The following is a 19,439-nucleotide window of genomic DNA, read 5'->3' on the forward strand; positions in this document are numbered from 1 at the left end:
ACCCCGGCCCCGGCGCGCCCCCCCCCCCCCCCCCGGCGCCGGGCTTCGCGCTGCGCGGCCACCGGAGTTGTCCACAGCCTCCCGCACGGCCGCCGACACCGTCGTAGGCTGGAGATCCCCGGCCCGTCGCACGAGTCGGGCCCTTCGTGTTGCCGACCCCCCGGACGGAATGCCCTCCATGAGCCTGCACGGTCTGCTCGACGCCGTCGTCAAGGACCCCGCCCTCGCGGAAGCGATTCAGGCGGCGGCGGACGGCAACCGCCCGCACGTCGACCTCGTCGGCCCGCCGGCGGCCCGCCCCTTCGCGATCGCCGCCCTGGCCCGCGAGGCCGGCCGCCCCGTGCTGGCGGTCACGGCGACCGGCCGGGAGGCCGAGGACCTGGCCGCCGCCCTGCGCTCGCTGCTGCCCGAAGAGGGCGTCGTGGAGTACCCCTCCTGGGAGACCCTCCCGCACGAGCGGCTCAGCCCGCGCAGCGACACCGTGGGCCGCCGCCTCGCCGTCCTGCGGCGCCTGGCCCACCCCAGCGCCGACGACCCCGGGGCCGGCCCGGTCTCCGTCGTCGTCGCACCTGTGCGCTCCGTGCTCCAGCCGCAGGTCAAGGGCCTCGGCGACCTGGAACCGGTGGCGCTGAGGACCGGCCGGAGCGCCGACCTGAACGATGTCGTGGAAGCCCTCGCGGCCGCCGCCTACGCGCGCGTGGAGCTGGTCGAGAAGCGCGGCGAGTTCGCCGTACGCGGCGGCATCCTGGACGTGTTCCCGCCCACCGAGGAACACCCCCTGCGCATCGAGTTCTGGGGCGACGACGTCGAGGAGATCCGCTACTTCAAGGTCGCCGACCAGCGCTCCCTCGAAGTCGCCGAACACGGCCTGTGGGCACCCCCGTGCCGCGAACTGCTCCTCACCGACGACGTACGCGCACGCGCGCGTGCCCTCGCCGAGGACCACCCCGAGCTGGGCGAACTGCTCGGCAAGATCGCCGAGGGCATCGCGGTGGAGGGCATGGAGTCCCTGGCCCCGGTCCTGGTGGACGACATGGAGCTGCTGATCGACGTGCTGCCCAAGGGCGCGATGGCCGTCGTCTGCGACCCCGAGCGGGTCCGCACCCGCGCCGCCGACCTCGTGGCGACCTCGCAGGAGTTCCTCCAGGCGTCCTGGGCGGCCACCGCCGGCGGCGGCGAGGCCCCGATCGACGTCGGCGCGGCCTCCCTGTGGTCCATCGCCGACATCCGCGACCGCGCGCGCGAGCTGGACATGATGTGGTGGTCGGTGTCGCCGTTCGCGGCCGATCTCGAACTCGAAGCGGACACCCTCAAGCTCGGCATGCACGCGCCCGAGACCTACCGCGGCGACACCGCGCGGGCCCTCGCCGACACCAAGGGCTGGCTCGCCGACGGCTGGCGCACGGTGTTCGTCACCGAGGGCCACGGCCCGGCCGCGCGCACGGTGGAGGTGCTCGGCGGCGAGGGCATCGCCGCCCGCATGGACGCCGACCTCGGCGAGCTCAGCCCCTCCGTCGTGCACGTCTCCTGCGGCTCGATCGAGTACGGCTTCGTGGACCCGGCACTGGGGCTCGCCGTGCTCACCGAGACCGACCTGTCCGGGCAGCGCACCGCCACCCGCGACGGCGCCCGCATGCCGGCCCGCCGCCGCAAGACCATCGACCCCCTCACCCTGGAACCGGGCGACTACATCGTCCACGAACAGCACGGCGTCGGCCGCTACATCGAGATGGTGCAGCGCACCGTGCAGGGCGCCACCCGCGAGTACCTGGTCGTCGAGTACGCGCCCGCCAAGCGCGGCCAGCCCGGAGACCGGCTGTACATCCCGACCGACCAGCTGGAGCAGATCACCAAGTACGTCGGCGGCGAGGCACCCACCCTGCACCGCCTCGGCGGCGCGGACTGGACGAAGACCAAGGCCCGCGCGAAGAAGGCCGTCAAGGAGATCGCGGCCGACCTGATCAAGCTGTACAGCGCGCGCATGGCCGCCCCCGGCCACGCCTTCGGCTCCGACACCCCCTGGCAGCGCGAGCTGGAGGACGCCTTCCCCTACGCGGAGACCCCCGACCAGCTCACCACCATCGCCGAGGTCAAGGAGGACATGGAGAAGTCGGTCCCCATGGACCGCCTGATCTGCGGCGACGTCGGCTACGGCAAGACCGAGATCGCCGTACGGGCCGCCTTCAAGGCCGTACAGGACGGCAAGCAGGTCGCCGTCCTCGTCCCCACCACGCTGCTGGTCCAGCAGCACTTCGGCACGTTCTCGGAGCGGTACGCGCAGTTCCCGGTGAACGTGCGGGCGCTCTCCCGCTTCCAGACCGACACCGAGGCCAAGGCCGTCCTGGAGGGGCTGAAGGACGGCGCGGTGGACGTCGTCATCGGCACCCACCGCCTGTTCTCCTCCGAGACGAAGTTCAAGGACCTGGGCCTGGTCATCGTCGACGAGGAGCAGCGCTTCGGCGTCGAGCACAAGGAGCAGCTGAAGAAGCTCCGCGCCAACGTCGACGTGCTGACGATGTCCGCGACCCCGATCCCGCGCACCCTGGAGATGGCGGTCACCGGCATCCGCGAGATGTCCACGATCACCACGCCCCCGGAGGAGCGCCACCCGGTGCTCACCTTCGTCGGGCCGTACGAGGAGAAGCAGATCGGCGCGGCGATCCGCCGCGAACTGCTGCGCGAGGGCCAGGTCTTCTACATCCACAACCGCGTCGAGTCCATCGACCGCGCGGCGGCGCGCCTGCGCGAGATCGTCCCCGAGGCGCGCATCGCGACCGCCCACGGCCAGATGTCGGAATCGACGCTGGAGCAGGTCGTCGTCGACTTCTGGGAGAAGAAGTTCGACGTGCTCGTGTCGACCACGATCGTGGAGTCCGGCATCGACATCTCCAACGCCAACACGCTGATCGTGGAGCGCGGCGACACCTTCGGCCTGTCCCAGCTGCACCAGCTGCGCGGCCGGGTCGGCCGAGGCCGCGAGCGCGGCTACTCGTACTTCCTGTACCCGCCGGAGAAGCCGCTGACGGAGACCGCGCACGAGCGCCTGGCGACCATCGCCCAGCACACGGAGATGGGCGCGGGCATGTACGTGGCGATGAAGGACCTGGAGATCCGCGGCGCCGGAAACCTGCTCGGCGGCGAGCAGTCCGGGCACATCGCCGGCGTCGGCTTCGACCTGTACGTCCGCATGGTCGGCGAGGCGGTCGCCGACTACCGGCGCCAGCTGGAGACCGGCGAGATCGAGGAGGAGCCGCCGCTCGAGGTCAAGATCGAGCTGCCCGTCGACGCGCACGTCCCGCACGACTACGCCCCCGGCGAGCGGCTGCGCCTCCAGGCGTACCGGGCCATCGCCTCGGCCAACTCCGAGGAGGACATCAAGGCCGTCCGCGAGGAACTCACCGACCGCTACGGCAAGCTGCCCGAGCCGGTGGAGAACCTGCTGCTGGTGGCCGGGCTGCGGATGCTCGCGCGCGCGTGCGGCGTCGGCGAGATCGTCCTTCAGGGCACCAACATCCGCTTCGCGCCGGTGGAGTTGCGCGAGTCGCAGGAGCTGCGGCTCAAGCGCCTGTACCCGGGGACGGTCATCAAGCCGGCCGTGCACCAGGTGCTGGTCCCGCGCCCGAAGACCGCGAAGGTGGGCGGCAAGCCGCTGGTCGGCCGCGAACTGCTGGCCTGGGTCGGTGAGTTCCTCACCTCGATCCTGGGCTAGCCGGTGGGGTACGGGGGCGGGGGCGCGCGTGCGGATCGGTGAGCTGGCCGAGGCGACCGGGACGACACCGCGCGCCCTGCGCCACTACGAGCAGCAGGGCCTGATCACTTCCACGCGCGCGCCCAACGGCTACCGCGTGTACGACCCCGGTACGACGATCCGGGTCCGCAACATCCGCTGGCTGCTGGAGGGGGGCCTCACCCTGGACGACGTACGGGTGTTCCTGCCCTGCCTGGACGGCGATGTCACCGCCGGTCGCGCCTCCGCCAAGGCGCTGAACGTCGTCCGGAACCGGCTGGCCGTGCTCGACGCCCGCATCGCGGCCCAGACGGTGATACGGGAGCGGTTGGCGGGGGCGCTGCGGGAGGCGGGCGAGACCGTCTGACGGCGCCCCGGGGAGCCTCCCGGTGGCTGCTGACGGTGTGTCGGGGAGCCTCCCGGACGGGCGGTCAGGCGACGACCGCGCCGCCGTCCACGGGGAGGACCACGCCCGTCACGAACGACGCCTGCGGGGAGGCGAGCCGGGTGATGGCCCAAGCGACCTCCTCGGGGCGGCCGATCCGGCCGAGCGGGGTGTGGTCGAGCTGCCACTTACGGATGGTGGCGCGCTGCTCGGGGGTGTAGCCGGAGTGGTCGGCGATCGGTGTCTCGATCGCCCCCGGGGCCACGGCGACCACCCGGATGCCGTGCGGCGCCAGTTCCACCGCCCAGCTGCGGGTCAGCACTTCCAGGGCCGCCTTGCCCGCCGCGTACAGGGAGTTGCCGGGCCAGCCCCGCTGGCCCACCGAGGTCGTCACGTTCACCACCACGCCCCGGCTTTCCTCCAGCGCGGGCAGCGCGGCCTGGGTGAGCAGCACGGGCGCGAGGAGGTTGGTCTCCAGCAGCGGCCGTACCGCCGTGCGCGTGTAGCTGCGCAGGGAGTCGGCGGTGACGACGGCCGCGTTGTTGACGAGCACGTCGATCCGGCCGTACCGCTCCAGCGTGGCCCGTACGACGGTCCCGGGCCCGTCCTCGGCGGTCAGGTCGGCGGGCAGGGGCGTGATCCCGGGGTGCCCTTCGGCGGTCTCGGCCAGCGGCGCGGCCCGGCGGCCGACGGCGACGACCTGGGCGCCCTCGGCGGCGAACGCCCGCGCGGCGGCGCGGCCGATGCCGGTGCCGGCGCCGGTCACGAGGACGGTACGGGAACTCTGGGGGTGGCTGTTCTCGCTCATGCCGGGATCGTCGAACCCTGACGCCAACGACAAGGTCAAGTCCGGGGGTTCCTCCGGGTCAAGTCCGAGGGTTCTCCGGGTCAATTCCGAGGATCATCCGGGCCGGCCGAGTGGAACAGCATCGCCGAGAGGGCGCGGAACACCTCCTCCGGATCGCGGTCGCCGACGGCTCCGTCGAGGTTGTGGCCGAGGAGCAGCGTGGCGAAGCCGTGGGCCAGGGACCAGGCGGCGACCGAGGCCAGGCGGGCGTCGGGGCCGCGGTCGCCGGGGTCGACCGCGGTGACCGCGGCGCGCAGGGCGTCCGCCGCCAGGGCGCGGGCCGTGCCGAGTTCCAGGTCGTCGGCGCGCAGCAGCCCGGGGGAGAACATCACCTGGAAGTGGGCGGGGTGCTCGCGGGCGAAGCGGACGTAGCGGACGCCCGCCTCGCGCAGGTCGGAGGCGTCCCGGAGCGCCTGCGCCAGCAGGCCGTACCCCTCGGCCGCGATCGCGGTGAGCAGCCCGGTGCGGTCCTTGAAGTGATGGGCGGGCGCCGCGTGCGAGACCCCCGCACGGCGGGCGAGGTCGCGCAGGCTCAGCGCGGAGGGGCCGTCGGCCGCGATGACATCGAGCGCGGCGGCGAGCACGGCGCGGCGCAGATCGCCGTGGTGGTACGGCCGCTGGGGCCCGGCCGGGGACTTCGTGGAACTCATGGCAGCAGCGTACGCCGGATCTAGGCGTTGACAAGTTCGAGGCGGTCCGGCAATCTAGTCAGTGTCAAGTTGTGGTGCGGCGGCCGGGATGCGGTCGCGCACGGGGGAGGGAGCACGCCATGTCCGATCAGGTCGGCACCGGTGCCGGGAGTGCGGTGGCAGCAGGAGTCGAAGAGGCTGTGGAGCCCGCGCGGGTGCGCCAGTTGTGGCATCTGCTGGAGCCGCTGCACGCGGTGGTGTACTACGCGCCCGAGGTCTTCGAGGAGTCGGCCGCGCTCGGATACGACACGGCGGACCGCTGGCCGACCTACTTCCCGCTGCGCGCGGCCCCGCTGGGCCCGGCCGGAGCGGAACGGGTCGCCTCCGCCTTCTACAGCTTCAACCCCCGCATGGTCGCCGAGCACATCGACCCGGCGTGGACCGTCGCGAGCCCCGAGCGGATGCTGGCCGCACGCCTGCGGGGTGTCGACCGGGCGTACCGCGCGATCCTGGGTGACCGCGTGGACAGCCCCGAACTGGCCGAGGCCGCCGCCCTCGCCCGGCGTGCCGCCGAGTCGGCCGGTACGGCGGGCCGCCCGCTCGCCGCGGCCAACGCCGCGCTTCCCTGGCCCGAGGCCCCGCACCTCCAGCTGTGGCAGGCGGCCACGATCCTGCGCGAACACCGCGGCGACGGCCACCTCGCCGCCCTGCTCGTCGCGGACCTCGACCCGGTCGAATCCCTCGTGTCCTTCGCCGCGATAGGCGCCGCCTCCGAGGAACGCTTCGAGAGCCGCGGCTGGAGCCCCGGGGAATGGTCGGCCGCCCGGTCCCGGCTGGCCGCCCGGGGCCTGGTCGAGAAGGACGGTACGGCCACGGAGGCGGGCCGCGCCCTGCGCCGTGAGGTGGAGGAGCGGACCGACCGCCTCGCCGTGGCCCCCTGGCGGGCCCTCGGCCGCGCCGCTGTCGACCGGCTCACCGAACTCCTGGGTGACTACTGGGTCGCGGTGATCTCCACAGGACTGCTGCCCGCGGAGACCACTCTCGGCATAGGCAAGGTCTGACCGGGCGCACGGGCCCGTCTTCCACGCTCCCCCTGTACGACCTCGAATGCCCCAAGCCGAGCCCGGCTTGCCCCGTAATCAGCCCTTTGTGTCCCATCTGGTAGGCGACAAGCGGACGTTACGGTGGGGAGCGGAACGATCCGCCCGCACCTGAGGGGCGGGCCAGGGCGAGCAAGGGGGGACGCACCGTGACGCGTCTGAGGGGCGGAGCGGTCACCGCCGTGGCCATGCTGGTCGCCGTGACCGGCTGCACGGCCGAGGAGACCGGAGGAGCCCCTGGGCCCGAGGGGTCAGGAGGGGCGGCCCTGGCCGCCGCCGGCTCACTGACCGTCAAGGGACGGGCGCCGAAGACCGGTTACTCCCGGGCCCGGTTCGGCACCGCTTGGGCGGACACCGACTCCAACTCCTGCGACACCCGCGACGACATACTCAAACGCGATCTGAAGGAGGTGAAGTTCACCGGCGGCACCTGCAAGGTCTCCTACGGCCTGCTGGAGCCCGACGCCTACTCCGGCAAGGAGATCACCTACCGGCGAGGCCGCAGCCAGGTCGACATCGACCATGTCGTCGCGCTCTCCGACGCCTGGCAGAAGGGCGCCAAGTACTGGGACCCCAGCAAGCGCATAGCCCTGGCCAACGACCCCCTCAACCTCATCGCGGTCGACGCGAGCACCAACCGGGGCAAGGGAGACGGCGACGCGGCCACCTGGCTCCCGCCCCAGAAGACCTACCGGTGCACCTATGTCGCCGCCCAGGTCGCGGTCAAGAAGAAGTACGGCCTGTGGGTGACCGCCGCAGAGCGGACCGCCATGAAGAAGGTCCTCGCCACCTGCCCGAGCCAGAAGCTCCCCACGGGCGGCAACCCGACCAAGGCCCCCGAGCGCTTCCGGGCCCGCTGACCCGCCGACCAGGTAATTCGCTACCCGGCCGGGCGCGCGCCGCCTACCGTGTCCGCCATGGACATCAAGGTGAGCAGCCTCGCCGAGCGGCCCGACCGGCTGCCGGCGGTGCTGGGCATGACCGACACATGGCCCGAGTTCGTCACCAACGACCCCGTGGGCAACACCCACTACGGTCGCATCCCCACCGAACTGCCGGAATACGCGCTGTTCGCCGAGGACGAGCACGGCCAGGTCGTCGCGCACGCCTACAGCGTGCCGTTCGCCCTCGACGTGGAGGGCCGGGGCAGCCTGCCGGCCCGGGGCTGGGACCAGGTCCTGGCGTGGGCCTTCGCCGACCTGCGCCGCGGCACCCGCCCGGACACCGTGAGCGCCATCTCGGTCACCATCGCCCCGCACGCCCAGGGCCACGGCCTGTCCGCCGTCCTGCTCTCGGCGATGCGGGACAACGCCCGCGCCCGCGGCTTCCGCGAGGTCGTCGCCCCCGTCCGCCCGAACGCCAAGCACCGCGAACCCCACACGCCGATCGCCGAGTACGCCCACCGGGTCCGCCCCGACGGGCTGCCCGAGGACCCGTGGCTGCGCGTCCATGCCCGGGCCGGCGCCACCATCGACTCCATCGCGTCGGCCTCCATGACCGTGAGCGGTTCGCTGGAGGAATGGCGCCGCTGGACCGGGCTGCCCTTCGACACCGCGGGCGACGTCGAGGTGCCCGGCGGGCTGGTCCCGGTCCGCTGCGAACCGGAACGCGGGTACGCCGTCTACGTCGAACCCAACGTATGGATGCGGCATCCGCTGTGACCTGACCCCGGGCCCCCGCCCCGGCGTCAGGTCACAGTGCTCGGACGGGCCCGCGGGTCACGCGGCCGACGCGCCCTTCAGAGAGCCCAGGACCCGGGTCGTCACCTTCTTCGCGGCGGCGGCACCGTCGTCGCTGCCCGCGGTGGACAGCACGGTGATCACGGTGTCGCCGGAACGGGTCGCGATGAGCGTGGTGCCGGTCTCCCAGGCGCCGCTCGTCAGCGTCATCGTGTACGCCTCGTCACCGAGCCCCGCCGTGGACCGGCCCGTCACCTTCACCTTGGCGTGCGTGTCCGTGTCCGTGAAGGTGGCGCACTGGGCCGCGACGGACTGCAGCTGCTTCATCACCGTCTTCGCCGTGCTGCCCTGGAACGCGTCCATCTCCTGGGCGACTTCCTCGGTCTTGTCCTTGTTCACGTAGTCGTCCTGCGCGAAGGACACGCCGCCCTCGAAACCGGTCACCTGGATCCAGGACGTGGCCTCCAGCCGGGTGCAGTCCGGCTTCGCGGTCTTCCGGCTGGAGGGGGCGAGGAACTTGCCCCCGCTGTCCGAGGCACCGTCGGCCTCCAGGGTGAACCCGGCCGGGAAGGCCGACGCGGGCGCCAGCGCCTTCTTGAGCTGCGTACCGGTGAGCAGACCGGCGTTGGGGTTCTCCGCCTTGGCCGGCTTGGCGCTCGCTCCGTTGCCGGAGGAGGAGTCCGAGGAACAGGCGGACAGAGCCAGAGGGAGTGCCGCCACGGCGAGCAGCGCGGCGGCACGGGAGGAGAGACGCATGACAGTCCTTCAGAGGTGGTGAAACGGGGGTGTGTGTACGGCCCGGGCCGTACGGTGACCCGGGCGGGGGCGCCGCCCGGGAGCTGGTCCCACGTCCGGGAGCCGGTAAGGCCCGGCCGGACGTGGGTGGTGGTCAGGCCTTCTTCCAGTCGCCGCAGTCGGTCGTCTTGAAGTAGGCGTCCGACGCGCTGATCGTGACGACGGCGGTGCCGGTGACGTTGTTGTTGGCGATGATCGAGTTCAGCCCGTGGTCGGCGTCCTTCGTACGCTCCCAGTAGCAGGAGTCGTCGGCGTTCCCGGTCGACTTGTAGGTGCCCGGCGCGATGTCCGTACCGACCTTGAACATGCCCCCGTCGCCGTCCATCGAGGAGGCGGGCGTGCCCTTCGCCTTCGGGTCCACGGCCTCCCAGTCCTTGCAGTCGCTGGACTTGAACACCTTGTCGGTGGCCTTGACGGTCACGTAACTCGTGCCGCTGACGTTGTCGTTGGCCAGCAGCGAGTCCATCTCGCCCGAGGCGTCCTTGGCGCGCTCCCAGTAGCACATGTCGTCGGTGTTGCCGGTCGTGCGGTACGTCCCCGGCTTCACATCGGAGCCGACCTGGTACTCGCCGTCGCCCGCGAACGCGGCCTTCTTCTCCTCGGCGGCCTCCCCGCCCCCCGAGTCCTTCTTGCCACCGGACTTGTGCTCGGCCGACGCCGAGGAGCCCTTGTCGCTGCCGGCGCCGGAACCGCCGTCCTTGCCGTCGCTGCCGGCGTTCGCGGACACGGCACCGATGACGACGATCCCCACGACGGCACCGAGCGCGACCTTGGCCTTCATGCCCATGACGAATCCTCCCCGAATGCGGCGGCCTCCCCCTCCGGTGACCGCTCGTTCGCTGGGTCAATAAGAGCATGAGCTGTGAACCGAGTCAACACGGTTCACAGAGGCGAGCGTGTACACGCTCGTGAACTCATGGGTCTTGTGTACGCCGGTATGCTCGGTGCACACACGGGACGAGGGGAGCGGGGCCGGTGCAGGACAACGCGACAGAGGTGACCGCAGCCGGTATCGCGCGGCTCGCCGGAGTGGGCCGAGCCGCCGTCAGCAACTGGCGCCGCCGGCACGCCGACTTCCCGAAGCCGGTGGGCGGCACCGAGACCAGTCCGTCCTTCGCGCTCGCCGAGGTCGAGGCCTGGCTGCGCAAGCAGGGGAAACTCGCCGAGGTCCCCCTGCGCGAACGCGTCTGGCAGCAGCTCGCCGGCCACCCCGAAGGCCCGCTGACGGCCCTGGTGCACACCGGCTGCGTGCTGCTGCTCATCCATGAGCGCCCCACCGTCTGGCTCGACGCGAGCGCGGGCTCCGACGCGCGGCTGGCCGCGATGCTGCCCGGCGCGCTGGAGCAGGTGCTGACCCCGCGCTTCGGCGGCGCGCCCGGCCGGGCGGTTCACAGCGGGCGGTCTCGCGGTGCTGCGGAAGCTGTGAACGGACCGCTCTCCGTGAACACCGGCGATGCGGGCGGGAGTGCGAACGCGACGCCGACGGATGCCGATGTGAACGCGGCGACTGATGCCGAGGGTGTGAACGCCGCCCTCACGAATCCCGCTGTGAACTCCTCGCCGACAACCCAGCCTGTGAACACGCCGCCAACCGTTCACAGCGGGCCGACGGTTCACGACACACCCCCCGGGGCCCCCGCCCCCACCACCCCACAAGCCACACTCACCACCTCAGTCACTCCAGTCACTCCAGTCACCCCAGTCACCCCCGCTCTCCGTCCCCCCACCGGCCCCCAGCTCCTCCCCTCCGTCCCCCTCCTGCGCGGTGCTGCCGAGCTGGCCGCCGAGGTGGGGGCGCGGCAGACGTTCGAGTTCCTGCTGGGGCGGCACCTGGACGCCAACCCCCGCCAGTACACGCTCACCCCCGCCGAGCTGGCCGGTCTCATGGCCGACCTCGCCGGCCCGGCCCGTACCGTCCTGGATCCGGCCTGTGGCACCGGCGCCCTGCTGCGCGCCGTGGACACCCGCCCCGACCAGGAGCTGTACGCCCAGGACAGCGCCCCCGAACTCGCCGCGCTCAGCGCGTTGCGGCTCGCGCTGCACAGCCGGGCCGCCGTGCGCGGCGCCGCCGGCGACACCCTGCGCGCCGACGCGTACCCCGAGCTGCGCGCCGACGCGGTGCTGTGCCATCCGCCGTTCAACGAGCGGAACTGGGGCCACGACGAACTCGCCTACGACCCTCGCTGGGAGTACGGCTTCCCCGCGCGCACCGAGTCGGAGCTGGCCTGGGTGCAGCACGCGCTGGCCCGGCTGGCCGACGGCGGCACCGCCGTGCTGCTCATGCCGCCGGCCGCCGCCTCCCGCCGTTCCGGCCGCCGGATCCGCGCCGATCTGCTGCGCCGGGGCGCGCTCCGGGCCGTGGTCGCGCTGCCGGTCGGTGCGGCACCGCCGTACAACATCCCGCTGCACCTGTGGGTGCTGCGCCGGCCCGACCGGGCGCCGGCCACGCCCGAGGTGCTGCTCGTGGACACGGGGAGGTTCGCGGGGGAGGGGCGGGGCGGTCCGGACTGGGAGGCGGTACGGGAGGCCGTGACGGACGCCTGGCGTGCCTTCGCGCGCGCGGGGCGGCTGGCGGAGGCGCCGGGGCTCGCCCGTTCGGTGCCGGTCATCGAGCTCCTCGACGACGACGTGGACCTCGCTCCCGCCCGCCATCTGCCGCCGGCCGCGGTGGCCGACGGCGCGGAGCAGCTCACCCAGGTCCGTGAGCGCCTGGGCGCGACCCTGCGCCTGACCGCCGACCTCACCCCGCCCCCCGCCGACCCGGCACCGCCCCCGCGCTGGCCGCTCACCACCGTCGGCGAACTCGCGCGCGGGGGCGCGCTGGTGATGCGCACCGGCGGAAACGGCGGCCACGCGCGCGTGCCGGTTCTCACCGACCACGACGTCCTCGCCGGAACGGCGCCTTCGGGTTCGCTGCCCGAGAGCGAGGAGGAGGCCGTGCTGACCGAGCCGGGCGACGTCGTCGTACCGGTGCTCGGCGGAGGCTCCGTGGCGCGCGTGATCGACGATGCGACGGGGGGCGCCGCCCTCGGGCGCAACCTCGTGCTTCTGCGCCCCGATGGCACGGCGCTCGACCCGTGGTTCCTCGCCGGGTTCCTGCGCGGTACCGCCAACAACCGGCAGGCCAGCAGCTACGCCTCCACGGCGACCCGCCTGGACGTGCGCCGGCTGCAGCTGCCCCGGCTCCCGCTGGAGGAACAGCGGCGCTACGGCGCACGGTTCCGCGCACTGGACGAGTTCGAGCGGGCGCTGCGGCACGCGAGCCGGCTCGGGGAGCAGCTCGTGCGCGGGATGTACGACGGCCTGACGGACGGCACGGTCGCGCCGGACTGAACCCGCGTGGCCACCGGACAACGGTTCGGTACAACCCGGACCGGTTGTCCCTGCCGGGCCATATGCTCGAAGCGACAATCGCACGACCGGCGTTGTCCGCCCCCCCGCGGACCATGCCGGGCGGGCACGTACGTCCACTTCAGGCATCAGGAGCAGCCATGCACGGCCACGGCTACGGACAGCCGGTGAAGCAGCCACCGCACACCGCGTGGCTGGTTTTCCTGCGCGTGCTGTTCGTGGCGCTCGGGATCCTCACCATCGGCTTCCTGACCTGGGCGATGATGCTGCGGCTGGCGGCCGTCACGCGCCGGTCGCTGGACTGGGGGCTGTTCGTGGCGGTGCTGGCCGCCGACATCCTGAGCATCACGCTGGTGGCGATCGAGCCCGGCGACGAGATCCACACCACCGGCGGCTACGTGGGCATCCTGCTCCTGCTGTGCACGCTCGTGGGCACGATCGCGTACTACCTCGCCGCTGACATCCGCCACTTCCTGTTGCAGCAGCAGGCGTACGAGGCACAGCGGACGGCCCCGGCGTACGGCTACCCGGCCCCCGCGGCGCCGTACGGCGCGACGACCGTGCCGACCATACCGACCGTGCCGACCGCCCCCGGGGCGCCCGGCATGCCGTCGGCGTCCGGGCCGCACACCCCGCCCCCGATGCCCCACGCGCGCGTGCCCCAGCCTCCGCAGCCGCCGCTGACCACCCCGCCGCCGCAGCGTCCGGCGCCCGCGCGGATCGACCAGGTGCGGGCCGAACTGGACGAGCTGAGCGACTACCTGCGCAAGCAGGACGGCCCTGAGGGCGGACGGTGACCGTGGCGACAGGACGTGTCGTCGCCGGCCGTTACGAACTGTCCACGCTCATCGGGCAGGGCGGCATGGGCCAGGTCTGGACGGCGTACGACCGCAGACTCGACCGGCGCGTGGCGGTGAAGCTGCTGCGCCCCGACAAGGTGGCGGGCCAGGAGGCGGACGAGCTGCGCCGCCGGTTCCTGCGCGAGTGCCGGGTGACCGCGCAGGTGGACCACCCGGGCCTGGTGACGGTGCACGACGCGGGCAGCGAGGGCGAGGAGCTGTTCCTCGTCATGCAGTACGTGGACGGCGCCGACCTCTCCGACCACCTCGCCGAGCACGACCCGTACCCGTGGCAGTGGGCGGTCGCGGTGGCCGCGCAACTGTGCGCCGTACTGAGCGCGGTGCACGCCGTGCCGATCGTGCACCGCGACCTCAAGCCGCGCAATGTGATGGTGAAGCAGGACGGCACGGTCACCGTCCTCGACCTGGGCGTGGCCTCGGTGATGGACACCGACACCACCCGTCTCACCCACACCGGCTCCCCGATCGGCTCGCCCGCCTACATGGCTCCGGAACAGGCGATGGGCGGCGCGGTCGGCCCGTACACCGACCTGTACGCGCTCGGTGTGCTGATGCACGAACTGCTCAGCGGCGAGGTGCCGTTCGCCGGCTCCACGGCGCTCGGGGTGCTGCACCGGCATCTGTACGAGCCCCCGCTGCCCGTGCGCCGGATCCGCCCCGAGGTCCCCGAGGCGCTCGAAACCCTGGTGCTGCGGCTGCTCGCCAAGGACCCGCAGCACCGGCCGGCGTCCGCGCAGGAGGTGTACGAGGACCTGGCACTGCTCCTGCCCGCGCGCGGGACACCCACCGGGGCGCCCTTGGACCCCACGCGCCCCTTCCTGCGCCCGCACGCCCCTTGGCCGGACCGCGCGCGGACCCCCGCGCCCCAGCCGGCCCCCGTCGCGCCGGCGCCGCCGGTGGCCGAGAAGCCCGATGTCGCCGCCGCCGTGGACGAGGTCAAGCGCCTGCTCGGCGAGGGCCGTATCACGCAGGCCGTCGACATCCTCGGCGCGATCCTGCCGACCGCCGCCGAACAGCACGGCGAGCACTCCCCGGTCGTGCGCACCCTGCGCAAGCAGTACGCGGCCACGCTCATGGACGACGGCCAGTACCGGCGCGCGCTGCCCGAACTGCGCCGCCTCGCCGACGAACGCGCCGCCGAGGCCGGCCAGGCCGACCCGCAGGCACTGCGCTACCGCTACGAGGCCGCGCAGTGCCTGGAGCAGCTGGGCGAACCGGCGGCGGCGCTCGCCGAGTACCGCGCGCTGCTGCCGTACTACGAGAACCAGTACGTCTCCGGCGACCCGCAGCTCGCCCACGACGTCCGCCGCCGCATCGGCCTTCTGCTGCTCGCCCTCGGCGACCGGCCGGCCGCCCACGACACGCTCGCGCGGCTGGTCGTGGACGTCGAGCGGCTGCACGGCCCCGGTCATCCGCTGGCCGTGGAGGTCCGGCGGACCCTGCAGTGGCTGGGGCAGGTGCGCGGCTAGATCTCGCCGCTCCCCTGCCGGGCAACCTCTGGTAGGCGCTGTGGGACAAGCAGCCGGTGGCCACCGTCGGCTGACCCGGCGGCCCGCCGTGCGCGGCGCGGCGGTGCCCGAAGCGCGCGCGAATCGTTGGTCGAATGGGTTGGCCGCAGCCTGCCCACTGCCTACCATCGATCACCGCAAGACTTTGTGCACCGTCGCACAATCTCCTCGGGAGGTTTCCTTGCACCGCCGCCGTCGCACCGCGCTCGTCCTCACCGCCGCGATCGCCGCCGCGGCACCCCTGCTGACCGCCTGCGGAAGCGATGCGCACCCGGGCGCCGCGGCCGTCGTCGGCGGGCAGCGGATCACCGTCGCCCAGCTGGAGCACCGGGTCGACGAGGTCCGGCAGGCCCAGCGCGCCGCGGTGCCGGACGAGAGCCAGTACCGGCAGGTCGTCTCCTCCACCAGCAGCCTCGCCCGGGACACCCTGCACAACATGGTGCTCGACCGGGTGCTGCACCGCGCCGCCCGGGACGAGGGCCTCACGGTCACCCGCAAGGAGATCCAGCAGATGCGGGCGAGCCTGGAGCAGCAGGCCGGCGGCAGCAAGGGCCTGGAGACGGCCTGGCTGCAGAAGTACGGCATCGCCCCGGCACACCTCGACGACAACCTGCGCCTGCAACTGGAGGCGCAGAAGCTCGCCGCGAGGCTCGGCACCGACACCAGCCAGCCCGCCTTCTGGAAGGCCCTGTCCAAGGCCTCCGAGGAACTCGACGTCGATCTCAACCCGCGCTACGGCGCCTGGGACGTGCAGAAGAGCAGCCGGGTGGACGCCGAGACGCCATGGGTCCGGGAGGTCACGTCGGCGGGCGGCGAGCCGGTGACGGCGTAGCCCGGTGGGCGACTGACGGCGCAGCCCGGCGGGCGACCGACCCGGTTCCGGTCATACGATCACACGACCTCTCGGCCCTGTGGACAACCCGATCCGCTCCCTCGCGCCGTGGGCTACGTTCGGATCGTGAACGAAACCAGCCCCGCACCCCGTCCCGAAGCCGGCCCCGGCCGCGTCGTCCTGCTCACCACCAGCCACCGCGTCGCTCCCGGCCTGCTGTCCTGGCCCGCCTGGCAGGCCCTGCGCGCCGCCGACGCCGTGCTGTGCGCGGACGGCGCGCATCCGCAGCTGCCGTATCTGCGCGAGGCCGGGATAGCGGTGGCGGAGGCGTCCCCCACCGCGCAGGAACTGGTCGACGCCTGCGCCGGCGGGCGGACCGTAGTGGTCGTGGCGACCGGCGAGGGCGAGCCGGCGCTCACCGACGGCCTCGCCCGGCTGGCCGGCTCCGGCCGGGTCGCCATGCCGGACCTCGAGCTGCTCCCCGCCTCCTACGACCTGCCCGGCGCCCGCCTGCTGGACCTCGTGCAGGTCATGGACCGCATCCGCGCCGAGTGCCCGTGGTCCTCCCGGCAGACCCACGAGGGCCTCGCGAAGTACGGAATCGAGGAGGCCTACGAACTGGTCGAGGCGATCGAGGCCGGCGACCGCACGGAGCTGCGTGAAGAGCTGGGCGACGTCCTCCTCCAGGTCGTCTTCCACTCCCGGATCGCCGAGGAGGACCCCGACGCGCCGTTCTCCATCGACGACGTGGCCGGCGGCATCGTCGCCAAGCTCATCCACCGGCACCCGCACGTCTTCGGCGACGAGCGGGCCGAGACCCCGGAGGACGTCAAGGAGCACTGGCTGCGCACCAAGGCCGAGGAGAAGCAGCGCACCTCGGTCACGGAAGGCGTCCCGCTCGGCCAGCCCGGCCTGGCCCTCGCCGCCAAGCTCGCCTCCCGCACCCGTACGGCGGGCCTGGCGGTGCCCCTGCCGCAGGGCGACGGGATCGGCTACGAACTGCTGGCGCTGGCGGTCCGTGCCGAAGCGGACGGCGTCGACCCGGAGGCGGCGCTGCGGGCGGCGGCGCGGGTGTACCGGGACGCGATACGGGCTGCTGAGGGGCTGTCCGCTTAGTACCGTTGCCCCGACGGGTGGGTGCGAGGCGTGGGGGCCGGCGTGACAGGGGAGTTGGAGGAACTGAGGGCCGCGCTGCTGGGCGCGATCCGTCGCTCACCGGCCGCGGCACTGCGGGTCGAGGAGACGCTGGCCCGGGCGGACATGGCCTATGCGACGGAGGCATGGACCCGGCTCGGCGACGACCGGTTCACGAGTCAGCTTCAGCTCGCTTCCCTGGTGCTGCTGCGCCGCGACCATCCGGCCGCGTTCGTCGAGCTGACGACGGTCGCCGGGGCCGGCTCCACGCCCCGGCCGGCCGGCACCGGCCACACCGGTACGGCCGACGGCTCCCGCTCCCCCACGGCGAGCCGTGCCCCCGGCTCCGGCCCCGGCACCACACTCCCCAGCCCCGCGCCGGCCGCCGCCACCGACCCTCGAAGCACCGTCAGGCCCGCCCCCGACCCTCACGGCACCGTGCGGCCCGGCGCCGAGGAACCCGGCGCGCACCAGCACGGCACCGGTCCCGAGACCGTCGGCGACCGCGTCGAGTTCCACGACGGCGTCTTCCACGGCCGGGTCGTGGGGGTGCAGCACAACCACTACGGCACGGTGCCGGTGCCGGCGGAGTGGCGGCCGGCCGCCGGCGTGGGACCGCTGGAGTTCGGGGTGCGGCCGACGGGGCCGGTGCCGGGACTGCCGGACGTGCCGCCGTACGTCCCGCGCGACCGCGACGAGGACCTGCGCGCCAAGCTGGCCCGCCCCAGCCTGGTGCTGATCCTGGGCGAGCCGTACGCGGGCAAGTCGTACACCGCGTGGCACGCCGTGCGCTCCCTGGAGGGCCACCGGGTGTACGCGCCGGGCCCGGGCGAGGACCTGCGCCCCCTGGTGGCCGCGCTGCGGGAGAGCCCCGGCCGGTACGTCGTCTGGCTGGACGAGCTGACCGGCCACCTAGGTCCGGGCCGGCTGGACCTGCCGCTGCTCGGGCGGCTCAACGACCTCGGTGCCGTCGTGCTCGCCACGATGAGCCCCACCGGGTACTACCGGCGGCGCGCCGGGACCGCCCCCGGCGACCGGGTCGTCGCGGCGGCCCGCACGGTGGAGCTGCACCGTGAGTGGAGCGAGGCGGAACTGGCGCGGCTGTCGGCGCACGACGACCCGCGGGCGTACCCGGCGTACATGTGGAGCGGAAGGGAGGGAGTCGGGTCGTACTTCGCGGTCGGGCACCTGCTCTTCGACGAGTGGCGGCGGGCGGGGACGCGCCGGGAGCACCCGCTGGGACGGTTACTGGTCCGGGCCGCGGTCGACGTGGCCCGGTGCGGGGTCACGGGGGCGGTGCCGGCCGGGCTGCTCACCGAGGTGCTCGGGCAGTACGGGCCCCAGGTCGCCGAAGCGGCGGCACGGGAGTCGCGCGAGGACGCGCTCGACTGGGCCACGGCCTCCATGTTCGGCGTGTCCGGGCTGCTCGTGGCGGGCGAGGAGGAGGGCACCTGGCGGGCGTACGGGGCGCTGGTCGCTCAGGCGCTGGCGTCGGGGGATCTGGAGCCGGTGCCGGACGAGGTGTGGTGGACACTGCTGGACCGGGCGGAGGCCGGGTCCGGGCCACAGCTGGACCACGGTGTGATCCTCGGCGCGGCCCGCGCGGCCCTGGGCTCGCGCATCGCGGCGGAGGACGCGGAGGTGATGTTCCAGCTCGCGCTGCGCACCCAGGGCGAGGAGAGCGCGTCCCTGCTGCGCCGGGCGGCCGACGCGGGCCACCCGGACGCGGCGGCCGAGATGGCGCTGGTCCTGCTGGCGGAGGGAGACGAGGAGGAGGCGCTTCCGTATCTGGAGTCGGCGGCGGAGGCCGGCGACGCCGGGGCCGCGCTGCACCTCGGCCGGATCCACCGCGCCCTCGCCGAGCGCTGGCTGCGGACGGCCGCGGAGGCGGGAAGCGGGCCGGCGGCGCACGAGCTGGGCAACATGCTGGTGGGCCCGGGGCACGAGGACGAGGCGATCCGCTGGTACCGCAGGTCCGCGGCGGCGGGGCACCGCCAGGTCGCCGGCAGCCTCGGCAGCCTTCTGGGCACCTGGAGCGAGCCGGAGGCGGAGGAGTGGCTGCGCTACGCGACGGCCTGGGGCGACGCGCGCGCCGCGAACAACCTCGGCGTCTTCCTCGCCAACGTGAAGAAGGCCACCGAGGCGGAGAAGGAGCCGCTGTACCGGCAGGCGGCCGAGGGCGGCGACGCCTCGGCGGCGGTCAACCTCGGCGTCACGCTGGAGTTCCTCGGCCGGGACGAGGAGGCGCTCTCGTGGTACCTCACCGGGCACGAGCGGGGAGCCGTGTACGCCGAGCGGCACATCGCGCGGCTGCTGCGCAAGCAGGGCAAGGACACGGAGGCCGAGGACTGGCTCCGCAAGGCAGCCGCCGTGGACCCCCCGGGCCTCCCCGCCACGCTCCCACCACCCCCCGACCACCCACCCGCACCCCCGAAGCCACCTACCGCCCGAACACCGCTGACACCTGCGCCCCTTACCGCCCGAACCCCGATGCCACCTGTGCCGCGCCCCCGCCGAATCCCCACGCTCCCCACCCCCGGCCGACCGTCCGACGGCGAGCCGGACACGGTCACGGAGTGATCGCCCGGCGCC

General features: G+C 73.6%; 15 protein-coding genes. 11 read left to right on the forward strand and 4 right to left on the reverse strand.

Annotation, left to right across the window (positions count from 1 at the left end; genetic code table 11):
• Nucleotides 1-178 precede the first annotated feature (178 nt).
• Together mfd and ABZ937_RS30085 are read left to right on the forward strand one after the other, a co-directional pair.
• On the forward strand, nt 179-3,709 hold the full coding sequence (mfd, locus tag ABZ937_RS30080; protein WP_361696470.1) for a transcription-repair coupling factor: 3,531 nt from the start codon (nt 179-181) through the stop codon (nt 3,707-3,709).
• Nucleotides 3,710-3,737: 28 nt separating this feature from the next.
• Nucleotides 3,738-4,094 carry a MerR family transcriptional regulator gene (locus ABZ937_RS30085; protein WP_361696471.1) on the forward strand — a complete coding sequence of 119 codons (357 nt, stop codon included), beginning with the start codon at nt 3,738-3,740 and terminating at the stop codon, nt 4,092-4,094.
• 64 nt (nt 4,095-4,158) lie between these two features.
• Here the strand turns inward: ABZ937_RS30085 and ABZ937_RS30090 are convergent, their stop codons facing one another.
• Nucleotides 4,159-4,920, reverse strand: coding sequence for an SDR family oxidoreductase (locus ABZ937_RS30090; protein ID WP_361696472.1), 762 nt, complete (start codon nt 4,918-4,920; stop codon nt 4,159-4,161).
• Between the two features lie 80 nt (nt 4,921-5,000).
• Nucleotides 5,001-5,609: a TetR/AcrR family transcriptional regulator gene (locus ABZ937_RS30095; RefSeq protein ID WP_361696473.1), complete on the reverse strand. Its 609-nt coding sequence runs from the start codon at nt 5,607-5,609 to the stop codon at nt 5,001-5,003.
• A gap of 119 nt (nt 5,610-5,728) precedes the next feature.
• Here ABZ937_RS30095 and ABZ937_RS30100 point away from each other — a divergent pair, with 119 nt between their 5' ends.
• The 3 genes from ABZ937_RS30100 (at nt 5,729) to ABZ937_RS30110 (ending at nt 8,349) form a co-directional block, all read left to right on the forward strand.
• On the forward strand, nt 5,729-6,649 hold the full coding sequence (locus ABZ937_RS30100) for a hypothetical protein (protein ID WP_361696474.1): 921 nt from the start codon (nt 5,729-5,731) through the stop codon (nt 6,647-6,649).
• A gap of 188 nt (nt 6,650-6,837) precedes the next feature.
• The gene (locus tag ABZ937_RS30105; RefSeq protein WP_361696475.1) at nt 6,838-7,548 is read left to right on the forward strand and encodes an HNH endonuclease family protein; all 711 of its coding nucleotides are present in this window, start codon (nt 6,838-6,840) and stop codon (nt 7,546-7,548) included.
• A 57-nt stretch (nt 7,549-7,605) separates the two neighbouring features.
• Nucleotides 7,606-8,349 carry an N-acetyltransferase gene (locus ABZ937_RS30110; protein WP_361696476.1) on the forward strand — a complete coding sequence of 248 codons (744 nt, stop codon included), beginning with the start codon at nt 7,606-7,608 and terminating at the stop codon, nt 8,347-8,349.
• A gap of 57 nt (nt 8,350-8,406) precedes the next feature.
• On the opposite strand, the gene ABZ937_RS30115 is transcribed toward ABZ937_RS30110, so the two are convergent.
• Both ABZ937_RS30115 and ABZ937_RS30120 read right to left on the reverse strand, forming a co-directional pair.
• Nucleotides 8,407-9,123, reverse strand: a complete 717-nt coding sequence (locus tag ABZ937_RS30115) for a hypothetical protein (protein ID WP_361696477.1) — start codon at nt 9,121-9,123, stop codon at nt 8,407-8,409.
• Nucleotides 9,124-9,256: 133 nt separating this feature from the next.
• The gene (locus ABZ937_RS30120; protein WP_361696479.1) at nt 9,257-9,949 is read right to left on the reverse strand and encodes a hypothetical protein; all 693 of its coding nucleotides are present in this window, start codon (nt 9,947-9,949) and stop codon (nt 9,257-9,259) included.
• Nucleotides 9,950-10,137: 188 nt separating this feature from the next.
• Here ABZ937_RS30120 and ABZ937_RS30125 point away from each other — a divergent pair, with 188 nt between their 5' ends.
• From ABZ937_RS30125 to ABZ937_RS30150, 6 genes are all read left to right on the forward strand, one after another.
• Complete coding sequence (locus tag ABZ937_RS30125) at nt 10,138-12,495, forward strand: N-6 DNA methylase (protein WP_361696480.1); 2,358 nt, start codon at nt 10,138-10,140, stop codon at nt 12,493-12,495.
• A 158-nt stretch (nt 12,496-12,653) separates the two neighbouring features.
• The gene (locus ABZ937_RS30130) at nt 12,654-13,310 is read left to right on the forward strand and encodes a hypothetical protein (protein ID WP_361696481.1); all 657 of its coding nucleotides are present in this window, start codon (nt 12,654-12,656) and stop codon (nt 13,308-13,310) included.
• Between the two features lie 38 nt (nt 13,311-13,348).
• The gene (locus tag ABZ937_RS30135; protein ID WP_361696565.1) at nt 13,349-14,842 is read left to right on the forward strand and encodes a protein kinase; all 1,494 of its coding nucleotides are present in this window, start codon (nt 13,349-13,351) and stop codon (nt 14,840-14,842) included.
• A 220-nt stretch (nt 14,843-15,062) separates the two neighbouring features.
• Nucleotides 15,063-15,713 carry a SurA N-terminal domain-containing protein gene (locus tag ABZ937_RS30140; RefSeq protein ID WP_361696482.1) on the forward strand — a complete coding sequence of 217 codons (651 nt, stop codon included), beginning with the start codon at nt 15,063-15,065 and terminating at the stop codon, nt 15,711-15,713.
• Nucleotides 15,714-15,839: 126 nt separating this feature from the next.
• Nucleotides 15,840-16,829 carry a nucleoside triphosphate pyrophosphohydrolase gene (locus ABZ937_RS30145; protein WP_361696483.1) on the forward strand — a complete coding sequence of 330 codons (990 nt, stop codon included), beginning with the start codon at nt 15,840-15,842 and terminating at the stop codon, nt 16,827-16,829.
• A gap of 42 nt (nt 16,830-16,871) precedes the next feature.
• Complete coding sequence (locus ABZ937_RS30150; RefSeq protein WP_361696484.1) at nt 16,872-19,427, forward strand: tetratricopeptide repeat protein; 2,556 nt, start codon at nt 16,872-16,874, stop codon at nt 19,425-19,427.
• Nucleotides 19,428-19,439: the final 12 nt, after the last annotated feature.

Source organism: Streptomyces sp. NPDC046727, from assembly GCF_040645635.1.
GTDB lineage: Bacteria > Actinomycetota > Actinomycetes > Streptomycetales > Streptomycetaceae > Streptomyces.